This is a genomic window from Streptomyces sp. NPDC060049, assembly GCF_042736715.1.
Lineage (GTDB): Bacteria > Actinomycetota > Actinomycetes > Streptomycetales > Streptomycetaceae > Streptomyces.
In genome coordinates this window covers 1-17,062 of record NZ_JBHWVV010000009.1, presented here as the reverse complement: position 1 = coordinate 17,062, position 17,062 = coordinate 1, and the positions used below count along the sequence as shown (strand labels likewise).

Here is a 17,062-nt window from a genome sequence, read left to right as displayed (position 1 = left end):
CCCGCCGCGATCGTATTGATCCCGGACGGGCTCACGCACCGCGCCGGAGACCCCGCACGGGGTCCGCTCGGAGCTCCGTAGGTGACGGACGGACCTCGCCCTGCGCGCCGACGGGGTCTGGCGGGTCGTCGAGGTGGGCGACGGGCAAGTGAGCGACGCGCACCGGGAGACCGATCCCGCGGCGTTCGCCCGCCTCCTGACGGCCGGTTAGGGCCCGCTGCGCGCCTCCCGGGCATCTGGTACAACACCGCACATGACGGGATCGACTGGATTCGAGATCAACGGCGCGAGCGCCGCCGACCTGGCGCTGATCCGGGACTGGGCCGACGAGGAGGGCTGGAACCCAGGGGCGTCCGACCGGTTCGCGTTCGCCGTCGCCGACCCGGACGGCTTCCTCGTCGGCCGGCTCGCAGGGGAGCCCGTGGCCTGCGTCTCGGCCGTGCGGTACGGCGCCGACTTCGGTTTCCTCGGCTTCTACATCGCCCGCCCCATGGTGCGCGGGCAGGGCTACGGCATCCGGATGTGGCAGGCCGCCATGGAACGGCTCGACGGGCGGCTCGTCGGGCTGGACGGGGTGGTGGAGCAGCAGGAGAACTACCGCAAGTCCGGTTTCCGGCCGGCCTGGAACAACGTACGCCGCGAAGGCGTGCCGCGGGCCGGGGCTCCGGCGGCGGGAAGGGGCGCCGGCGTGGAAGCCGGGAGGGAGCCCGGAGTGGAGATCGTGGATGCGGCCACGCTTCCCTTCGGGCAACTCGCGGCCTACGACCGGAAGTTCTTCCCCGCGCCGCGCGAAGCCTTCCTCGCCGCCTGGGTCGCATTGCCGGGCCGCACCGCCCTCGCCGCCGTCCGGGACGGCCGGATCGAGGGATTCGGTGTCATCCGGCCCTGCAGTGCCGCCTCCCGCGTCGGCCCGCTCTACGCCGCCACCCCGGCCGTCGCTGCCGCCCTGCTGCTCCGGCTCGCGGAGTACTCCCCGGACGGCGCCGTCTGCCTCGACGTGCCGGACGCCAACCCGCGGGCCACCGCCCTGGCGGTCGGCCTCGGCCTGTCCCCGACCTTCGAGACCGCCCGGATGTACACCGGCGCGGAGCCGGACGTCGACCTGGCCGGCATGTACGCGGTCACCAGTCTGGAACTGGGCTGACGCCGCGAACCGGCCGCTCCCGCGACGGGGGAGGTGCCGGGGCGGGCCCCCGGGTGCCCGGCGGGGCCCCGGCCGGACGGCGGTCGCACGGCGCCGCCCGGCCCGGTGGCCCCTCGCACGGGGCGGGCGCTCAGATGCCGAACAGCACGCCGACGCTGTTGCGCAGCCCGCACGGGTTGGCGTAGGTGTACGAGTAGCTCAGGCGCCGGCCCTGCCAGACCCCGTCGGCCGTCACCGTCACCGGGTCCCACTCCCGGGTACACGCCGCGTCCGAGCGGGGCTCGGCCAGGGCGTCGAGTTCCGCTCCGCTGGCCCGTAACTCGCGACAGGCCGCCGCCGGGGCCGGGTGGCTCCCGCCCGGCCGGGGCGCGCAGACGAGGGTGACCGCGCGCAGCACCGTACCGCTCGCGGCGTCGTCCCCGTCCGTGACGCTCAGTACCAGCGCGGACGGTGCGTACAGGCTCCCCGCGTCCGCGGGCGCCGCGCCGGCGGTCCCGGCCGAACCGGAGACCGCCAGCACGGTGAGGGCGGCGAGCCCCGCGGTGGCCAGCGAAAGACCCGCGGGCCTCCTGGTGACGGTGGATCGTATGGATCGCATGGCGAACACTCCTCGCGTCGTTGCGTCGGATAACGGACGCGAGTCTTGCCCATGCGGAAGCGGAACGCCCGTTCGCACCTCTACTTCTCGTCACCGAACGCATCCGCATGACCGCAGACCGCAGCGGTGGGCGGGCGCTGACCTGTGGGGGAGCGGCGGGTTTAAACGGCCGAACACCCCCACCTCGCGGTCAGCTCGCGGCGGCGTGGGGGGCGAAGCGGTCCAGGAGACGGGTACGGGTCTGCTGTAGCCGCAGCGCGAGGACCCGGCCGACCCAGTGGCCGATGGCGGAGCCGAAGGCAGGATCGGCGTCCATGAGCATCCGTACGGTCGTGGCGTCGAACTCGTAGGCACGGACCGGCGTCATCGCCTCGGCGCCCAGCTGCCACACGTACGGCGGGAACAGCCATGACCAGCCCACCAGCTCGCCGGGGCCCAGGCTTTCGATGGGGGTGGGCCGACGGCCGGGCACCGGGATCTCCAGGGTCACCGTGCCGGAGCGCACGATCCAGAAGGACTCTGCCCGGGTGCCCTCGTCGAAGATCCGCGCGCCCTCGCGGAAATTGACCTCACGGGCGTGGGACATCAGCCGCCCACGGTATTCGGTGGACAGGACGGCAGCGATCCGGATGGGGGAAGGTGTGCTCACGACGGCCTCCGATCGGGACCCCCCCCGTTACCCCCAGTGTCCCCGACGCGGGACCGATCGGACCCCCGCTCCCGCGAGCGATGTTTCCCCGGCCGAATCTTTCGGATACGGGACAGTCCCGAGGGCTGCCCTCAGTCCTCCACGTCGACCTCCAGGCAGGCCAGCTCCATCGCGTCGAGGACGGCCTCGTGGCTGCGCCGGCTCAGCTCGGAGACGTTCTCGATCTGGGCCGTCGCCCAGGACGCCAGGGTCATCACCAGCACGCGCAGTCCGTCGGTGCCGAACTCGGCGAGGATCGCGTCGGCGGTGAGCATCGCCTCCTCGGGGACCCGCTCCGGCGGTTCGAGGCCCGCGAGGCCGCGCAGCAGGGCCAGGGTGCGGCGGGATATCTCCGGGGTCATCCTCGCCAGCCGCAGGTCTTCGTCGTCGTCCATCACGCCCCCACCCTCCGGTGTCGTGCTGTGCGGTGCCGTGCCGTGCCGTGCGGTGCCGTGCGGTGCCGTGCGGTGCCGTGCCTGTGTGTCCGGGTCGCCGGGTCGCCCCCACAGGGCACGGTAGAGGCGCGGGGACCGGACGGGGCGGCAATCGCGAGAACCGGAAAGATCCGCAAGGGTGCCGGCCCCGGCTCCCGGTGGCGGTTTCCCCTTCGCTTTCCGGTTGCGGTGTCGCATCCGATACGTCAAGTGTGATGAACGGAGCGGGGATTCCCCTTAGGGTGCGCCCGTAGTCACGGCCGTGGACGGCTGCACGCCCGTTCCCGGCCACATCGCGATCCGTGCACGGCCCCGCGCAGTCCAGACGCGGTGGGGCGCGCAACGTTCTGGGGGGTTCATGCGTAGATCAAGAGGGCTGGCGACCGCTCTCGCCCTGTCCTTGGCCGGGACCGGAGCCGTCGTCGGCCTCGGCCTCGTCGAGGAGGCCGCCGCGGTCACCCCGCCGGTGGCCTTCACCGCCGACGCGCTGCCCACGTGGCAGGCCAACGGTGTCGTGTGGGCCCTCGCGGAGGCGGGCGGCCAGATCTTCGTCGGCGGCACCTTCTCCGCCGTCCGCCCGCCCGAGGGCGCCGCGGGCAGCGAACGGCCCGCCGTGAACTTCGCGACGCTCGACGCCGCGACCGGCGCCCCGACCTCCTGCGAGTTGTCCTTCACCGTGGGTACCGGCACGGCCACCGTGCGCGCGCTCGCACTCTCGCCGGACAAGGAGACCCTCTACGCCGGCGGCTACTTCGGCGCCGTCAACGGAACCCCGGTCTCCAGCCTCGCCGCCATCGACGTGGCGACCTGCACGGTGAAGACCGGCTTCCGCCCCGCCTTCGCCGCCACCGTCCGGGCCCTCGCCGTCACCGGCGACACCGTGTACGCGGGCGGCGACTTCCTCACCGTCTCGGGGCAGCAGCGCGAGCGCTTCGCGGCCGTGGACTCGACCGACGGCGCGCTGAAACCCTTCACCGCCAACGCCGACGAGCCGGGCCGCGCCATCGAGGTCACCCCGGACGGCGCGCACGTCCTGCTGGGCGGGGACTTCTTCACCGTGGGCGGTGTGGACACCCACGCCCTCGCCGTCGTCGACGCGACGAGCGGCGCCCTCGCCAAGGCCTACCCGGGCTTCATCGGGACCAACTCGGTGGTCAAGGACATCGCCACCGACGCGACCGGCTTCTACACCGCGAACGAGGGCACGGGCGGCGGCGTCTTCGACGGCCGGATCGCGCTCGACCTCGCCGGCTTCGGCCAGCGCTGGCGCGACACCTGCCTCGGCGCGACGCAAGCCGTGCTCCCGTACCAGAACGTCCTCTACAGCGCCTCGCACGCGCACGACTGCGCCAGCGTCGGCGAGTTCCCCGACGGGCAGCGCCACCACCTGCTGGCCCAGCCGACCACGAGCGTCGGCAAGCTGGGCTGGGCGCCCGACACCAACGACGGCATCGCGGAGAGCATCGGTCCGCGGGTGATGACGGTCGGCTCCAAGGCGGGTGTCCAGTACCTCTGGGTCGGCGGGGAGTTCACCACCGTCAACGGAGCGGCGCAGCAGAGCCTGACGCGCTTCGCCTCCACCGGGGACACGGGTGCGCCCACCGTCCCGCTCGCGAGTGCCGTGAGCTACGGGCCCGGTGCGGTACAGGTGCGTTGGCGGACCAGCCTCGACCTGGACGACGGCACGCTCACCTACAGGATCTACCGCAACGGCTCGGCCACGCCCATCGCCACGGTCGCGGCGGACTCGCTGTTCTTCCGCCGCCCGCAGGCCTCCTGGACCGACACCACGGTCACCCCGGGCCAGTCGTACACGTACCGCGTGACGGCGACCGACGCGGCCGGCAACACCAGCGCCCTGTCCGCGACGGCGAGCGTGACGGCGGTGAGCTCCGTCGACGCCTACCCGAACGCGGTCCGCGCGGACGGGGCCCAGCTGTTCTGGCGCTACGACGAGTCGGCCCTGCCCTTCGTCGCGGACTCCTCCGACAGCAACCAGAGCGGCGTGCACCTGAACGCTCCCGCGCTGCGCCGCACGCCCGGCGCGGTCTCGGGCGCGAGCACGGCCATCGGCTTCAACGGCACGGACACCCAGGTGTACGGGGACCGCCGCCAGACGGTCGGCAACAGCTACAGCATCGAGACCTGGTTCAAGACGGGCACGACCCGGGGCGGCAAGCTCCTCGGGTTCGGCAGCAACCAGTCGCGCACCAGCGAGCAGTACGACAAGCACGTGTACATGACCAACGACGGACGGCTGGTCTTCGGCGTCTACACGGGCGCCACCCGTACGATCAAGACCGCCGCCGCGTACAACGACAACCAGTGGCACCACGTCGTCGCCACCCAGGGTCCGGGCGGCATGACCCTGTACGTCGACGGCGTCCAGAAGGGCACGCTGAACGTCACGACCCACGAGAGCTACACCGGGTACTGGCACGTCGGCGGAGACAACCTCACCGCGTGGCCGGACCGCCCGATGAGCGACTACTGGGCGGGCGACCTCGACGAGACCGCCGTCTACCCGAGCGTCCTGAGCGCGGCCCAGGTGCACAACCACCACGCCCTGGCCACCGCACCGGCCGACTCGGTCGTCGAGGTCACGGCCGCGGAGGACACCTACGCCAACGCGGGCGCCCCGGGAACCAACTACGGCACCTCCGGCTCGCTCGCGGTGCGCGGAAGCTCCTTCTACGCGAGCTACCTGCGCTTCGACCTGCCCGCCGCGCCCGCGGGCACGGTGCTGAAGTCGGCCACGCTCGGCGTGAAGACCAGCACGACGAGCGGTGCGGGGACGACGGACACCGCCTCGGTGCTCCCGATCAGCGGCTCCTGGACGGAGGCCGGAACCACGTACACCAACCGGCCCGCGCTCGGCGGCCCGGCCCTCGGCACCTTCGCCGGGATCCCGGACGGCTCGGCGGTCCACACCACCGGGCTGGACCGGGCCGCCGTAGCGGGGGCGCTGGGCAGCTCGTACGGCCTGGCACTGAGCAGCACCGGCACCGACGCGCTGTGGCTGTGGTCCTCGGAGGCCCAGGCCAACGAGGGGACGCCGCGGCTGACGCTCACCTTCGGCGCGCCGTAGGCAGGGGGCGGGCGCGGCGGCAGCAGACCGTTGCGCCCGCCCGCCGCCGCGCCGCTACGGCCCGGCCGGTGCGGGCTTCCTGAAGGATTTACGGAAGGTCGTACACGAAGGTGTAATCCACCGAGGTGTCGCCGTGTCGGTAGACGAAGGAGCCCGATCCGGTGAGGCCGGCGAGCTCGACCGTGCCCGATCCGGGGACCACCTCGAAGGCGCAGCGGGTGGTGCCGGTGGCGTCGAAAGTGCCGCGCTCCTCCAGGACGAAGCTGCCCTTCCGGCCGCCGACGCTGCCGGTGACCAGTTCCATGCCGGCGAAGGAGCCGGTGCTCTCGGCCGTGTAGGCGATCGCGTACGAGCACGCCGTGTCCCGGGCGGTGACGACGCCGGTGAACGCGTTGGTGACCGTCGCGCGGGCCAGGCGGGGGAAGGGTGCTTCGGCGGGGCCGACCGGGTGCTCCTCCCAGTTCTCGAACGTGAAGCCGCCGGAGGCGGTGGTGGTGGGGGTGGCCGGGGGGACGTGCGCGGGTGCGGGCGTGGACACGGGAGCTCCAGGGTCGGTTGGTTGCACGGGTCGGGATGGGGCGGGACGGGACGGGGCGTCGGGGCGACAGGCCGGGCCCGACGCCCGCTCGTGAACAGCCTGTCCGGCATACCTGACATCCCCTGTCAGGTATGCCGGACAATGACGGGATGCGCGCCGACCGGCTCCTCTCCCTGCTCCTGCTGCTCCAGAACCGCGGCCGGATGACCGCACCCGAGCTCGCCGCCGAGCTGGAGGTCTCCGTCCGCACCGTCTACCGCGACGTCGACGCCCTCGGGGCCTCGGGAGTGCCCGTCCACGCGGACCGGGGGCCGGCCGGCGGATTCCGCCTCATGGACGGCTACCGCACCCGGCTCACCGGCCTGACCGACGCCCAGGCCGGCTCCCTGTTCCTCGCCGGCGCCCCGGGCCCCGCACGGGACCTCGGCCTCGGCGCCGATCTCGCCGCCGCCCAGCTGAAGCTCCAGGCGGCCCTTCCCGCCGAACTCGCCGACCGGGCCCGGCAGATCCAGCGGCGCTTCCACCTCGACGCCCCCGCGTGGTTCCGCGACGCCGACCCCGTCCCGCACCTCGGGGCGATCGCCCGGGCGGTGTGGGACCAGCGGATCCTGCGCACCCACTACCGCCGCTGGGGCGGCGAGGTCCACCGCGAGCTGTGGCCGCTCGGCCTCGTCCTCAAGGGCGGCATCTGGTACCTCGTGGCACGGGCCGAGGCGCGACCCGAGACACGGGCCGAGGCCGAGCCGGGCGATCCGGCAGCCGTGCGGGCCGAGGCGGAGCCGGGCGATCCGGCAGGCGTGCGGGCCGAGGCGGAGCCGGGCGATCCGGCAGGCGTGCGGGCCGAGGCCGAGCCGGGCGATCCGGCAGCCGTGCGGGCCGACGTGCCGCAGGGCGTGCCGACCGACCTGCGGGCGGGCGGGCGGGCCGACGTCCCGGCCGGGGTGCGGACCGGCGCCCGGGCCGACGTGCGGACGGGCGGGCCGGCCGAAGCGAGGGCCGACGCCCGTGCCGAGGGCGACGTGCGGACCTACCGGGTGGGGCGGTTCCTCGCCGTCGACTGCCTAGACGAGCGTTTCGAACGGCCCGCCGACTTCGAACTCGCCGCGTACTGGGAGCAGTCCGCCCGCCGCCTGGAGGCGGCCGTGCGCCGCCAGACCGCCGTCGTACGCCTCTCCCCTCGCGCCCGCCGCCTGCTGCCCATGCAGTTCGGCGCGGCGGGCGTCCGCGCCCTCGCCTCCACCGGTCCCCCCGACGCGGACGGCTGGACCCGGGTCGAACTCGACGTGGAGTCCGACGCCGTGGCCGTCGGGGACCTGCTCCGCCTCGGCACCGAGGCCGAGGTGCTCGGCCCGCCCGAACTGCGCCGGGCCCTCGCGCGGGCGGTGGCGGAGCTGGCCGAGCGCTACCGCTGAGAACCGGTCGCGCCGGGCCCGGCCGCCTGGTGATCCTCCACGGATGACGATCCGGAGGGGAGTACCGCGCCCGGGGCCGTGAGAGCCTGGCCGTCCGTTCCGGCCTTGCCTGGCTAGTCGGCGGCATCCGCGAGTTGGGCGTCGCTCAGTGGGGGATCGAACCCCGCCGGGAACAGGAGCATCACCGGCTGGGGCCACATGTTCTCCAGGCCGTGCTCCCCGCAGTACAGGGCGACGAGATGCGGCCCGACCCCGCAGCCCTCGTGCCGGTAGGGGCGGTCATGCGTCTGGCAGAAATACCCGAACCTCCGGCAGTCGTCTTCTTCGGTCGGCTCGTAGAAGCTGGGATCGCGAACGATCGTGGTCACCGGTTCCTGCAGGTTGAACCGGGGGATGGGCCGGGGATCACACCAGAGCAGTCGGGGAGGTAGCACCCTCCCATCTTGCCCCGAGGCCGACCTGTGCGGACCAGTGGGCCGTCGGGCAAAAGAGACGCCTCAGGCCGGCCGGGCCGGCCCGGTCGGCTCGGCCGTGCGGACCTTCGCCGCCGCGCCCGGGCGGGGGACGCCCTCCACCGCGACGCAGATGCCGAAGACGCGGTCGCGGCTCGTCCAGCCGTTGACGCGGCCCCGGTTGTTGCCGATCTGGACACGGTGGCGCGGGGCGTCCACTGCCTTCACCAAGTGCAGGTACACGGTGCCGGACACACGGGCCAGGACGATGTCCCCGGGCTCCAGTAGCGCCGGTTCGACCGGGGCGACGCGGACCCGTTGCCGGCTGCGGACGAGCGGAACCATCGACGTGCCCGTGGGCCGGAACTCCACCGTCGCGCCGGCGCGGACGCGGTCCGCCTGTACGTCGAGCATGCCCATCGGGCGAGTGTGCCCCGGCCCCGCCGTGCGGGGGTATCGGTTTTCCGCTGCCGCGCCGAAGAACTGGGCCGCGTCAGGGGGCCGGTGGCGGCTCCACCTCCAGGAAGCGTCGCCGGCGCGGGCCGCGGTACAACAGGCAGACCCAGCCGAGCGGTTCGAGCACCGCCGCGCAGGCGGTCAGGCGCTCCTGCTCCTCCTCGGCCGCGCCGCTGCCCGGCGGTCCGAGCCAGGTGACCTCCACCCGGCCGGCTCCGGACGGGGCCGGCCCCACCCGGTATCCGGTCCGTGTGCGCGTCGCCGCCCGCGGGTCCGGCGGATCCGGCCGGTTCGGGGGATTCCGAGGGTTCGGGGGGTTGGGAGGGGTCACCGGAACCCGCTGGTCGGGGGGATCCTGGGGGTCCTGCGCCGATGGCGGGATGCCCGCCGCCTCCAGTACGAGTGCCACCGCGCGCGGCATCTGGCGCAACTCCCACGGCGCGGGAACCGTCGTCCCCGCCGGTCCGTTGACCAGGCGGCGGATCTGCAACAAGCCCTCGTAAGCGGTACGGAGATCCGCCGCCCGCCCGGCCGCGGGTGGCGCCGGGCCGTCGCCGCTCGCCGGCTCGAAGCCCTGCCCGGGTGTCGTCACTGGCCACCGCCCCTCATTCGTCCACGTCCACGTCTGCGTCCACGTGCGTCCTCGTCTGAGTACCTCACACCCAACGGCCTGAGTATCCGCCCGGATTCCCCGGACCGCCCCCGCTGATCGAATGGGGGCATGACCTCCGAAGCCTCCTCCGCGACTGCCACCGCCACCGCGCGCACCGCGAACCGCCCGCGCGTGCAGCAGCGCGTGAACACCGCGGGTACGGCGCTGGCCGTGGCCCTGGTTCCACTCGTCGTCGGGGTCCTGGTCGCGAAGGGGCTCGCAGCCGACCCCCACGCACCCGTCAACGCCCTGATCACCGGCGGCGGCCAGCGCGCCACCCTGCCCCGGGCCGAGTGGCGCCGGCGCGGGCACGCCACGATGCGCCGGCTGCGCTCGGCCCGCCGCGGCACCCTGCGCGGCACCGCGCGGGGCTGCGCCTATGTCCGCGGCCGGGGCCCGGCCGCCCGTTGAGCCCGTAGCCAGGCGTCGGCGGCCCGTGGGGAGTGCAGCCGCACCACCGTCAGCGGGGCGAACCGCGCGTCGCCCGCCCGTCGGCCGATCTCCGCGCGCCGGGACGCGTACCGCGACCAGGCCCACCAGGCGGGGTGGTCGGGGCGCAGCCACTCCCGCCAGCGCTCCCGGTTGCCGCCGAACAGCCGCTCCCGCAGCAGGCTCCGGCGCACCGAGCGCAGCAGGACCCGGCGCATGACGACGGGGCGCGCGTGGTCCAGCCAGACCACGTTGTCGGCCCGCCGCCACAGGAGGTCGCGTACGGCCTCGGGGCCGGAGGAGTCGAAGATCCACCGCTCGCTCCGCGCGATCCGGGCAGCGTCGGCGGCGTAGGACGGGCTGACGGTCCACCCCGGCCCGGTGAAATGGAGGGCGTCCATCTCGTGGTACGGCAGCCCGAGCCGCCGTCCCAGCCCCCGGGCCAGGGTGGACTTGCCGGCCCCGCTGATGCCGACGACGAGTACGCGCTGCATGAGCGGAGCCTAGAGGGTGTTCGCGGAGGGACGCCGAACTCGGACGCCGAACTCAGCGCCGAGACTCAGACGCCCAATTCAGACGCAAAGCTCGGACGCCCGACTCGGCGCCCCGAAAGTCAGACGCCGAGCGGTTCCTGGAGCTCGGTGACCCACTGTTCGCGGTCCTCGGGGCAGGCCAGGGTCAGCTCGCGCGCGTACCCGGAGGAACGCTCCCCGTTCGCGTCGATCCACTGGGCCAAGGCCTGCGCGGTCGGCAGGACGCGGTCCATCGAACCCCGGTGCACGACCGTCGCGGCCCGCTCGACGGCCGGCAGCACCACGATCCGCACGTCGCCTCCGAGGTCCTCGGCCCGCACCGCGGCCGCCACCGGCAGTCCGGCGTGGACCAGTACGGCGCCGGGACGCTCCGGGTCGCCGGCGTCCTCGTAGTACGCGACGCCCGGAGCGGTCGGGGTGATCCCGGCCTCCTCGACGCGCCGGCACAGTTCGTCGTACAGCGGGCCGATGACCGGGCTGATGTCCTGCGGCTCGTAGCTCCCCGCGATCGCGCTCAGTTCGGCGAGCCGGACGGGCGGAAGGCTCTTCACGACGATGTCGATGGAAGGCATGGTTCCCTCGTTCTCGATGGTCCGGAGCCTCGACTCGACCTGGGTCAGCCGGGCCGCCGCGGCGGCCATGGCCGACTCCAGTTCCGCCTGCCGCAGCCGCAGCATTCCGCGCAGCTCATCCGCGCCCACGAGCTCGTCGAGTATCGAGCCCACCTGTTCCAGGCTGAAGCCGAGCTCTTTGAGCGCGATGACGCGGTTGAGGCGGGCGAGTTGCCCGGCCTCGTAGTAGCGGTAGCCGCTGACGGGGTCGACACGGGCGGGGCGCAGCAGTCCGAGGGCGTCGTAGTGACGCAGCATCCGGACCGACACCCGGCCGTGTTTGGCGAAGTCTCCGATGATGAACATGACGCCTTCCAGTGGAGGGCCTGACACGGTGTGAGGGTCAAGCCCGAGCACACTAGGGCGTCTGGTGTGCCGGGGCGCGGGCGGAGGGCCCCGGCTCGTGCCGGACGTTCGACGGGGCGTGGGGGCATCGGTCCACTTCAGCGACCACCTGACTGCCGGACGCACAGGTCGACGACGGACGGCGGCATGGTGCCTTCCGCGGCCGCGCACAGCTCGTCCAGGCGGGGCGACTGGGCCGGCAGCCGCCCGGGCCGGGCGGGCGCGGACTGGGGCGGGTGCGCCCGCCGCGGCGTCGCCGCCTTGGTGTGGCGCTCGGCCGGACGGGGTGCCTTGGCGACGCGCCGACCGGGGTCGCGCTCCTGACCGCTCTCGCCGCTGCGGCCGTCCTGACCCCGGTCGGCGCCGGGAGCCGCCGGGAGCGCGCCGAGGGGCAGCGGATCGCCGGGTGGTCCGTGCGGCTCGGAGACGCCGGAGGTGTCGTCGGCCGGACGGGTCCCGCCGGGCGTACCCGGACCGTCGGGTGGTTCGGGTGATTCGGGCGCGTCGACGGGCGGTACGGCGCCCCGCGCGGGCACGTCGGGGACGCGCGGACCGACCGACACGCAGCCGGCGCTCGCGAGGAGTGCGGCGAGGGAGAGGGGCAGGACCCGGCGTAACTGCATCGGACCACCATGCCGCACGGGTCGGAGGGCCGGAACCCGTGCTCACGCGTGCGGGTGGGAGCGCTGCCGATCGGCAGCGGATCCCCGCGCCGGCCGCGGCGGATCGGCAGCGGACCCGGAAGGGAACCGGAGCGGGCCTGGCCGGCGGGAGCGGGGCCGCGGTGGGCGAAACGTTTCTGAGCCGTTGCCGAATCTGTCCGGCAGGGTCACCCGGATCGTTTCCGCCGCGTCGGCAGGTTTCACCGGTCCGGGAGGGCTCGTGCGTGGACGGGGGTGGACCCGAAAGCAGTTGACCGTCCGGTATGCGGACGCCCGGCTGACCGCCCTGTGGAGGAACCGGCCCCCCGTGCGGGGGTTTGGTCGAAGTCGTCATGTGCACATAGGGCGGATGGGGTGCATCGGACATCAGGCTTGACCCGGGGCATCCCCGGGGGAAAGAGTGCGCCGGGCGAGAACCACCGCCCGGACCGGCGTCCCGTCCCCCGAGCGGCAAGCGCCACCGCATGAGCCGCACTTCGGAGATGTCCTACATGCCCCTATCCGCCCGCTCTTCGCTCGCCTCGCCCGCGATCGGCGGTTCCCTCGCAGCCACCGCCCCGGGCGCCCTCGTGGCAGCTCCCGGCGGCCGGCCGGCCGTGGTCACCGCGAGGGCGTCCGGTACGCCGGGTGCCTCCGGTGCGGGCGGCTCCGGCGGCGGACTCGCACCGACCGGCGTCGGCAGGGCCGTGCCGCCGGCCATCGGCGGCGCCGTCATACTGGCTGCCGGTACCGGAACGGTCCTGGTCGCCCGGCGGCGCAGGGCCTGACCGGCCGGGTACGGGGGCCGACACCGCACCGCCGCGCCGGCCTCCGTCCCCGCCGGGAGACAACCGTGTCCCCTGACCCCGATGAGAGTGGGATCGTGCCCGACGACGATCGGTTGCTCGTCCGCCCCTACGTCGCTCCCACGGGCCCGCCGTCCGGGTCGGCGTTCCCCGCCTGGCCCGAGGAGGACGCGCGGGTTTTGGTACCGACCCGGTTCGAGCCGCCCGGCGCCGCCCCCGAGCCCCCGTCGGCCCCCCTGCCGGCTCCCGCGTCCGTGTCCCGGGCCCGGCCCGTCGCCGACCGGCGCGGCAGCCGGCTCCCGCTCGCCGGGCTCGCCCTGCTCGCACTCGGCGCGGCGGGCGTCCTCGCCGTCCTCCTGCCGGGCACCGAGGAGGAGGCGCCGCGCGCCGTGGCCCCGCCCGGCCTGTCCGTGCCGATGCTCCCGCTGCGCAGCCCCGGAGCGGGTGAGGAACCTTCGCCTGCCCAGGAGTCCGTACGGCCCGCCGAGACCCGCGCTCCCTCCCCGACGGCCCCGCCCGTGCCCGGCCCGCAGGCGAGCGCGAGCCGGGACGCGAAGCCGTCGGCGACCCCGGCCACGCAGCCGCCGGGGGAGGCGGCGACCCTGCGTCCCGGGGACCGGGGGGCCGAGGTGCGCGCCCTGCAGGAACGGCTCTTCGGCCAGGGGTTCACATACGTCTCGGTCACCGGGGTCTACGACGGGCACACCCGGCGCGGTGTCACCCAGCTCCAGCAGGACCGGAGCATCAAGGGCGACCCGCAGGGCGTCTACGGTCCGGCAACGCGGGCGGTCTTCCCGATCGACGGCTGACACGCCGGCAGGACGGGCCTCACCGTCCGCCGGAGACGCGCAGGACGGTCCCCGTCGTGTACGCGGCGTCCGCGGAGAGCAGCCAGGCGACGGCCGCGGCCACCTCCGCGGGCTGCCCGGCCCGGCCGAGCGGGATCCCGGACGCCGCGAGCGCCGGGCGGTCGGGGTCGCCCATGGCGGCGTGCATGCCGGTGTCGATGATGCCGGGGGCCACGGCGTTGACCCGGATCCCGTCGGGGCCGAGCTCCTTCGCGAGCCCCAGGGTCAGGGTGTCGGTGGCCGCCTTCGTCGCGGCGTAGTGGACGTAGCGGCCGGGGCTGCCGAGGGTGGCGGCCGCGGAGGACACGTTGACGATCGCGCCGCCGCCGGACCGGGCCATGTCCTGGGCGGCCCGGCGGCAGCAGAGCAGGTACCCGAAGAGGTTCACGTCCAGTACGCGGCGCAGGTCCTCGGTGCTGGTGTCGGCGAGACGGCCCGGGGTGCCGGTCACCCCGGCGTTGTTGACCAGGCCGCTCACCACGCCGAACTCGGCGCCGGCGATGTCGAAGAGCCGCTCGACGCCGCACTCCTCGGAGGTGTCGCCGCGTACGGTCACGCAGCGGGCGCCGGCCGCGCGCACGCGCTCGGCGGTGGCCCTGGCGGCGGTTTCGTCGCGGAGGTGGCCGAGCACGACGTCGTGCCCGTCCGCGGCGAGCCGGACGCAGGTCGCGGCGCCGATGCCGCGGCTGCCTCCGGTGACGACGGTGACCGGACGACGTGACATATGAGCCTCCCGTGTGACGCATTGCCCGTGTCGTGCCCACCCCCATGATCACGGAGCCGGGACGCTCCTGCGCCGCGCGATGCGCCGCGCCCGAAGCCGCGGGGAGCGCCGGGGAGACAAGTAAGGGGGGCGGGGCCCTAGCACCGCGATAAATGCTGGACCAGTGGAAATGCGAGGTCGCAGAGTGGCCGCGAGACCTGACGCCGCCACAATCGAGGAGCACCGCCATGTCGACCCTGAGGGTCACCGTCGAGGAGATCTCCGTCCACCCCCACCCGAACGCCGACGCGTTGGAGCTGGCGCAGGTGGGCCTCTACCGGGCCGTCGTCGCCAAGGGTGCCTACCGCACCGGCGACTTCGCCCTCTACATACCGGAACAGGCCGTACTGCCGACCGGTTTGATCGAGGAGCTCGGCCTGACCGGCCGACTCGCCGGCGCTGACGCCAACCGGGTCAAGGCCGTCCGGCTGCGCGGCGAACTGTCGCAGGGCCTGGTCTGCCGGCCGCGCGCACTGGCCGACGCGGACCTCGCTCGGGCGGCCGGGGAGGGCACGGACTTCGCCGAGTCGCTCGGCATCACCAAGTGGTCCCCGCCGATCCCGACGACCATGAACGGGGAGGTGGAGGCCGCCTCCGAGCTGCTCCCGTGGGTGGACGTGGAGAACCTCCAGCGCTACCCGGGCATCTTCGAGCCCGGTGAGCCGGTCGTCCTCACGGAGAAACTGCACGGCACCGCCTGCCTGTTGACCTACCTCGCCGAGGACGACCGGGTGCTGGTCTCCTCCAAGGGCTTCGGATCCAAGGGGCTGGCGCTCCGGGAGGACGAACGCAACCTCTACTGGCGGGCCGTGCGCGGCCACGGCGTGCCCGAGGCCGCCGCGCGGCTGGCGAAGCGGCTCGGTGCGACCAGGGTCGGGATCTTCGCCGAGGTGTACGGCAAGGGGGTCCAGGACCTGGCGTACGGGACCGACGTACGGACCGCCGAAGCGGCACCCGGTTACGCCGTTTTCGACGTCTCCGCCGAGATCGACGGCCAGGTGCGGTGGCTGGACCCCGAGCAGGTCCTCGCGGACGGCGAACTGCCTTTGGTGCCCAAGCTGTTCGAAGGCGCGTACGACCTGGACACGGTTCTGGAGTGGGCGAGCGGCCGGGAGACCGTATCCGGTCGGGGCCTGCACCTGCGCGAGGGCGTCGTCATCCGGCCCGCGGAGGAGCGCTACAGCCCGGTGGTCGGCGGCCGCGCCATCGCGAAGGCCGTCAGCCCCGCGTACCTGACGCGCAAGGGCGGTACGGAGTACGAGTGAGGGCGCAGCGCGGGCGAGCTGCCGCTCCGAGCTGCGATCGAGGTCCAGGAGGTCTGACGGGCCCACAAGGGCTGAGACGTACGGGAGGTTCGGGAGAGGCGGGAGGTCCGGGAGGTTCGGGAGAGCTGGTTGAGCCGGGAGGTCAGGGGGTCGCCTTTCCGGGCACCGAGGGCCCCGCGCGATCCGTCAGGAGGCGGCCCAGCTCGGAGGGGCCGAAGGGGCCGCCGCGCGCGGGCGGCTACAGTGCGGCCATGGACGGATCGAGCACGGGCGCCGCCACCGGGACCGCCCCGACCCTGGAAGACGTGGCGCGCGCGGCCGGGGTGTCCCGGGCCACGGTGTCGCGCGTGGTCAACGGTGTCCGCAATGTGGACCCGGTCATCCAGCAGGCGGTTCAGCAAGCCGTCGCGGCGACCGGGTACGTACCGAACCGGGCCGCCCGTTCCCTGGTGACCCGCCGGTCGGGGGCGGTGGCGCTGGTGGTCTCGGGCGCGGGAGCCAACGCCGACCGGGTGTTCCAGGACCCCTTCTTCGGGCGGGTCGTGAGCGGGGTGGTACGGGCGCTGCGCCCGCGCGGGGTGCACCCCGTCCTGATGTTCGCCGACGGGCAGGAGGACCGCGCGCAGGTGCTGGCGTACCTCTCCCAGGGCGGCGCGGACGGTGCGCTGCTCGTCACCACCGACGGCCGCGACCCGCTGCCGGGAATGCTCGCGGACGCCGCCCTGCCCGCGGTGCTCTTCGCGCGGCCGGCGCCTCCGGTCGGGCTGGACTGGGTCGACGTGCGCCATCGCGAGGGCGGGGCACTGGCGGCGCGGCACCTACTGGCCCGTGGCCGCGGGCGGCTGGCGGCCATCGGCGGACCCGCGGACGTGCCGGCGAGCCGGGAACGGCTGGCGGGTTTCCGCGAGGCGCTGGGCGGCGGATCGCTGCGCGTGGCCCATGCGGACTTCACGTTGGACGGCGGCGAGCACGCGATGCGCGTGCTGCTCGCCGAACAGCCGGACCTGGACGGGGTGTTCGCGGCGAACGACCTGATGGCGCAAGGGGCCTGCCTGGTGCTGCGCGAGCACGGCCGGCGGGTTCCGGACGACGTCGCGGTGATCGGCTTCGACGACTCCGGCGCGGCGGTGGCGGCCCGCCCCCGGCTGACGACGGTCCGCCAGCCGGTGGAGGACATGGCGGCGGAGATGGTCCGCCTCCTCCTGGACCGCGTGGCCGGCACGGCTGCCCCGGCACCGACGGCGGTGCTCTTCGATCCGGAACTGGTGGTCCGCGACTCGGCGTGAGCGCCGCCGACCGCACCCGACCACACCCGAGGGCCCTACGGTCACCGCCCGCCCCCCGCCCGCCGCCCGCCGC

19 protein-coding genes and 1 pseudogene are annotated in these 17,062 nt (G+C 74.3%); 9 read left to right on the top strand and 11 right to left on the bottom strand.

Annotated features, from left to right (window positions below; translation table 11 throughout):
* Nucleotides 1-88: 88 nt before the first annotated feature.
* Nucleotides 89-211 (top strand): annotated as a pseudogene (locus tag ACFWBY_RS18150) (ATP-grasp domain-containing protein); the annotation flags it as partial.
* 42 nt (nucleotides 212-253) lie between these two features.
* Nucleotides 254-1,144 (top strand): GNAT family N-acetyltransferase, encoded by an 891-nt coding sequence (locus ACFWBY_RS18145; protein WP_385338854.1) that lies wholly within the window; start codon nucleotides 254-256, stop codon nucleotides 1,142-1,144.
* Nucleotides 1,145-1,274: 130 nt separating this feature from the next.
* On the opposite strand, the gene ACFWBY_RS18140 is transcribed toward ACFWBY_RS18145, so the two are convergent.
* The 3 genes from ACFWBY_RS18140 to ACFWBY_RS18130 form a co-directional block, all read right to left on the bottom strand.
* Nucleotides 1,275-1,742, bottom strand: coding sequence for a subtilase-type protease inhibitor (locus ACFWBY_RS18140; RefSeq protein ID WP_385338857.1), 468 nt, complete (start codon nucleotides 1,740-1,742; stop codon nucleotides 1,275-1,277).
* A 190-nt stretch (nucleotides 1,743-1,932) separates the two neighbouring features.
* Nucleotides 1,933-2,391 carry a Crp/Fnr family transcriptional regulator gene (locus ACFWBY_RS18135; RefSeq protein WP_385338860.1) on the bottom strand — a complete coding sequence of 153 codons (459 nt, stop codon included), beginning with the start codon at nucleotides 2,389-2,391 and terminating at the stop codon, nucleotides 1,933-1,935.
* 131 nt (nucleotides 2,392-2,522) lie between these two features.
* Nucleotides 2,523-2,825: a hypothetical protein gene (locus ACFWBY_RS18130; RefSeq protein ID WP_385338863.1), complete on the bottom strand. Its 303-nt coding sequence runs from the start codon at nucleotides 2,823-2,825 to the stop codon at nucleotides 2,523-2,525.
* Between the two features lie 397 nt (nucleotides 2,826-3,222).
* On the opposite strand from ACFWBY_RS18130, the gene ACFWBY_RS18125 reads away from it, so the two are divergent.
* A complete protein-coding gene (locus ACFWBY_RS18125; protein ID WP_385338866.1) occupies nucleotides 3,223-5,952 on the top strand; it encodes a DNRLRE domain-containing protein in 2,730 nt (909 codons plus the stop codon).
* An 88-nt stretch (nucleotides 5,953-6,040) separates the two neighbouring features.
* On the opposite strand, the gene ACFWBY_RS18120 is transcribed toward ACFWBY_RS18125, so the two are convergent.
* Complete coding sequence (locus ACFWBY_RS18120) at nucleotides 6,041-6,490, bottom strand: DUF3224 domain-containing protein (protein WP_385338868.1); 450 nt, start codon at nucleotides 6,488-6,490, stop codon at nucleotides 6,041-6,043.
* A 131-nt stretch (nucleotides 6,491-6,621) separates the two neighbouring features.
* On the opposite strand from ACFWBY_RS18120, the gene ACFWBY_RS18115 reads away from it, so the two are divergent.
* Nucleotides 6,622-7,902 carry a helix-turn-helix transcriptional regulator gene (locus tag ACFWBY_RS18115; RefSeq protein ID WP_385338870.1) on the top strand — a complete coding sequence of 427 codons (1,281 nt, stop codon included), beginning with the start codon at nucleotides 6,622-6,624 and terminating at the stop codon, nucleotides 7,900-7,902.
* Between the two features lie 113 nt (nucleotides 7,903-8,015).
* Here ACFWBY_RS18115 and ACFWBY_RS18110 read toward each other — a convergent pair whose 3' ends face one another.
* The 3 genes from ACFWBY_RS18110 to ACFWBY_RS18100 all read right to left on the bottom strand — a co-directional run bounded on the left by ACFWBY_RS18110 (nucleotide 8,016) and on the right by ACFWBY_RS18100 (nucleotide 9,402).
* Nucleotides 8,016-8,270, bottom strand: coding sequence for a hypothetical protein (locus ACFWBY_RS18110; RefSeq protein WP_385338873.1), 255 nt, complete (start codon nucleotides 8,268-8,270; stop codon nucleotides 8,016-8,018).
* A 129-nt stretch (nucleotides 8,271-8,399) separates the two neighbouring features.
* The gene (locus tag ACFWBY_RS18105; RefSeq protein ID WP_385338876.1) at nucleotides 8,400-8,774 is read right to left on the bottom strand and encodes a S26 family signal peptidase; all 375 of its coding nucleotides are present in this window, start codon (nucleotides 8,772-8,774) and stop codon (nucleotides 8,400-8,402) included.
* A gap of 73 nt (nucleotides 8,775-8,847) precedes the next feature.
* On the bottom strand, nucleotides 8,848-9,402 hold the full coding sequence (locus tag ACFWBY_RS18100; RefSeq protein ID WP_385338878.1) for a hypothetical protein: 555 nt from the start codon (nucleotides 9,400-9,402) through the stop codon (nucleotides 8,848-8,850).
* A gap of 129 nt (nucleotides 9,403-9,531) precedes the next feature.
* Between ACFWBY_RS18100 and ACFWBY_RS18095 the strand changes: the two genes are divergently transcribed.
* Nucleotides 9,532-9,873, top strand: coding sequence for a hypothetical protein (locus tag ACFWBY_RS18095; protein ID WP_385338881.1), 342 nt, complete (start codon nucleotides 9,532-9,534; stop codon nucleotides 9,871-9,873).
* On the opposite strand, the gene ACFWBY_RS18090 is transcribed toward ACFWBY_RS18095, so the two are convergent.
* From ACFWBY_RS18090 to ACFWBY_RS18080, 3 genes are all read right to left on the bottom strand, one after another.
* Nucleotides 9,840-10,385, bottom strand: coding sequence for an AAA family ATPase (locus ACFWBY_RS18090; protein WP_385338884.1), 546 nt, complete (start codon nucleotides 10,383-10,385; stop codon nucleotides 9,840-9,842). The genes ACFWBY_RS18095 and ACFWBY_RS18090 overlap by 34 nt on opposite strands.
* A 119-nt stretch (nucleotides 10,386-10,504) precedes the next feature.
* The gene (locus ACFWBY_RS18085) at nucleotides 10,505-11,341 is read right to left on the bottom strand and encodes a MerR family transcriptional regulator (RefSeq protein ID WP_385338887.1); all 837 of its coding nucleotides are present in this window, start codon (nucleotides 11,339-11,341) and stop codon (nucleotides 10,505-10,507) included.
* Between the two features lie 137 nt (nucleotides 11,342-11,478).
* Nucleotides 11,479-12,003, bottom strand: a complete 525-nt coding sequence (locus tag ACFWBY_RS18080; RefSeq protein ID WP_385338890.1) for a hypothetical protein — start codon at nucleotides 12,001-12,003, stop codon at nucleotides 11,479-11,481.
* A 503-nt stretch (nucleotides 12,004-12,506) separates the two neighbouring features.
* Between ACFWBY_RS18080 and ACFWBY_RS18075 the strand changes: the two genes are divergently transcribed.
* Together ACFWBY_RS18075 and ACFWBY_RS18070 are read left to right on the top strand one after the other, a co-directional pair.
* Nucleotides 12,507-12,809: a hypothetical protein gene (locus ACFWBY_RS18075; protein WP_385338893.1), complete on the top strand. Its 303-nt coding sequence runs from the start codon at nucleotides 12,507-12,509 to the stop codon at nucleotides 12,807-12,809.
* Nucleotides 12,810-12,904: 95 nt separating this feature from the next.
* Entirely contained in the window at nucleotides 12,905-13,636 is a 732-nt protein-coding gene (locus tag ACFWBY_RS18070) for a peptidoglycan-binding protein (protein ID WP_385338896.1), read from the top strand.
* 19 nt (nucleotides 13,637-13,655) lie between these two features.
* Here ACFWBY_RS18070 and ACFWBY_RS18065 read toward each other — a convergent pair whose 3' ends face one another.
* On the bottom strand, nucleotides 13,656-14,399 hold the full coding sequence (locus ACFWBY_RS18065) for an SDR family NAD(P)-dependent oxidoreductase (protein WP_385338899.1): 744 nt from the start codon (nucleotides 14,397-14,399) through the stop codon (nucleotides 13,656-13,658).
* Nucleotides 14,400-14,626: 227 nt separating this feature from the next.
* On the opposite strand from ACFWBY_RS18065, the gene ACFWBY_RS18060 reads away from it, so the two are divergent.
* A complete protein-coding gene (locus ACFWBY_RS18060; protein ID WP_385338902.1) occupies nucleotides 14,627-15,703 on the top strand; it encodes an RNA ligase (ATP) in 1,077 nt (358 codons plus the stop codon).
* 251 nt (nucleotides 15,704-15,954) lie between these two features.
* Nucleotides 15,955-16,989 carry a LacI family DNA-binding transcriptional regulator gene (locus ACFWBY_RS18055; protein WP_385409672.1) on the top strand — a complete coding sequence of 345 codons (1,035 nt, stop codon included), beginning with the start codon at nucleotides 15,955-15,957 and terminating at the stop codon, nucleotides 16,987-16,989.
* The last annotated feature ends 73 nt before the right edge of the window (nucleotides 16,990-17,062 follow it).

Bases quoted from the DNA above. Each gene is read 5' to 3' on its own strand.
- ACFWBY_RS18105 (WP_385338876.1), bottom strand. From the start codon at position 8,774: ATGGGCATGCTCGACGTACAGGCGGACCGCGTCCGCGCCGGCGCGACG.
- ACFWBY_RS18130 (WP_385338863.1), bottom strand. From the start codon at position 2,825: ATGGACGACGACGAAGACCTGCGGCTGGCGAGGATGACCCCGGAGATA.
- ACFWBY_RS18125 (WP_385338866.1), top strand. From the start codon at position 3,223: ATGCGTAGATCAAGAGGGCTGGCGACCGCTCTCGCCCTGTCCTTGGCC.
- ACFWBY_RS18095 (WP_385338881.1), top strand. From the start codon at position 9,532: ATGACCTCCGAAGCCTCCTCCGCGACTGCCACCGCCACCGCGCGCACC.
- ACFWBY_RS18145 (WP_385338854.1), top strand. From the start codon at position 254: ATGACGGGATCGACTGGATTCGAGATCAACGGCGCGAGCGCCGCCGAC.
- ACFWBY_RS18090 (WP_385338884.1), bottom strand. From the start codon at position 10,385: ATGCAGCGCGTACTCGTCGTCGGCATCAGCGGGGCCGGCAAGTCCACC.
- ACFWBY_RS18065 (WP_385338899.1), bottom strand. From the start codon at position 14,399: ATGTCACGTCGTCCGGTCACCGTCGTCACCGGAGGCAGCCGCGGCATC.
- ACFWBY_RS18060 (WP_385338902.1), top strand. From the start codon at position 14,627: ATGTCGACCCTGAGGGTCACCGTCGAGGAGATCTCCGTCCACCCCCAC.
- ACFWBY_RS18140 (WP_385338857.1), bottom strand. From the start codon at position 1,742: ATGCGATCCATACGATCCACCGTCACCAGGAGGCCCGCGGGTCTTTCG.
- ACFWBY_RS18055 (WP_385409672.1), top strand. From the start codon at position 15,955: ATGGACGGATCGAGCACGGGCGCCGCCACCGGGACCGCCCCGACCCTG.
- ACFWBY_RS18080 (WP_385338890.1), bottom strand. From the start codon at position 12,003: ATGCAGTTACGCCGGGTCCTGCCCCTCTCCCTCGCCGCACTCCTCGCG.
- ACFWBY_RS18115 (WP_385338870.1), top strand. From the start codon at position 6,622: ATGCCGGACAATGACGGGATGCGCGCCGACCGGCTCCTCTCCCTGCTC.
- ACFWBY_RS18085 (WP_385338887.1), bottom strand. From the start codon at position 11,341: ATGTTCATCATCGGAGACTTCGCCAAACACGGCCGGGTGTCGGTCCGG.
- ACFWBY_RS18075 (WP_385338893.1), top strand. From the start codon at position 12,507: ATGAGCCGCACTTCGGAGATGTCCTACATGCCCCTATCCGCCCGCTCT.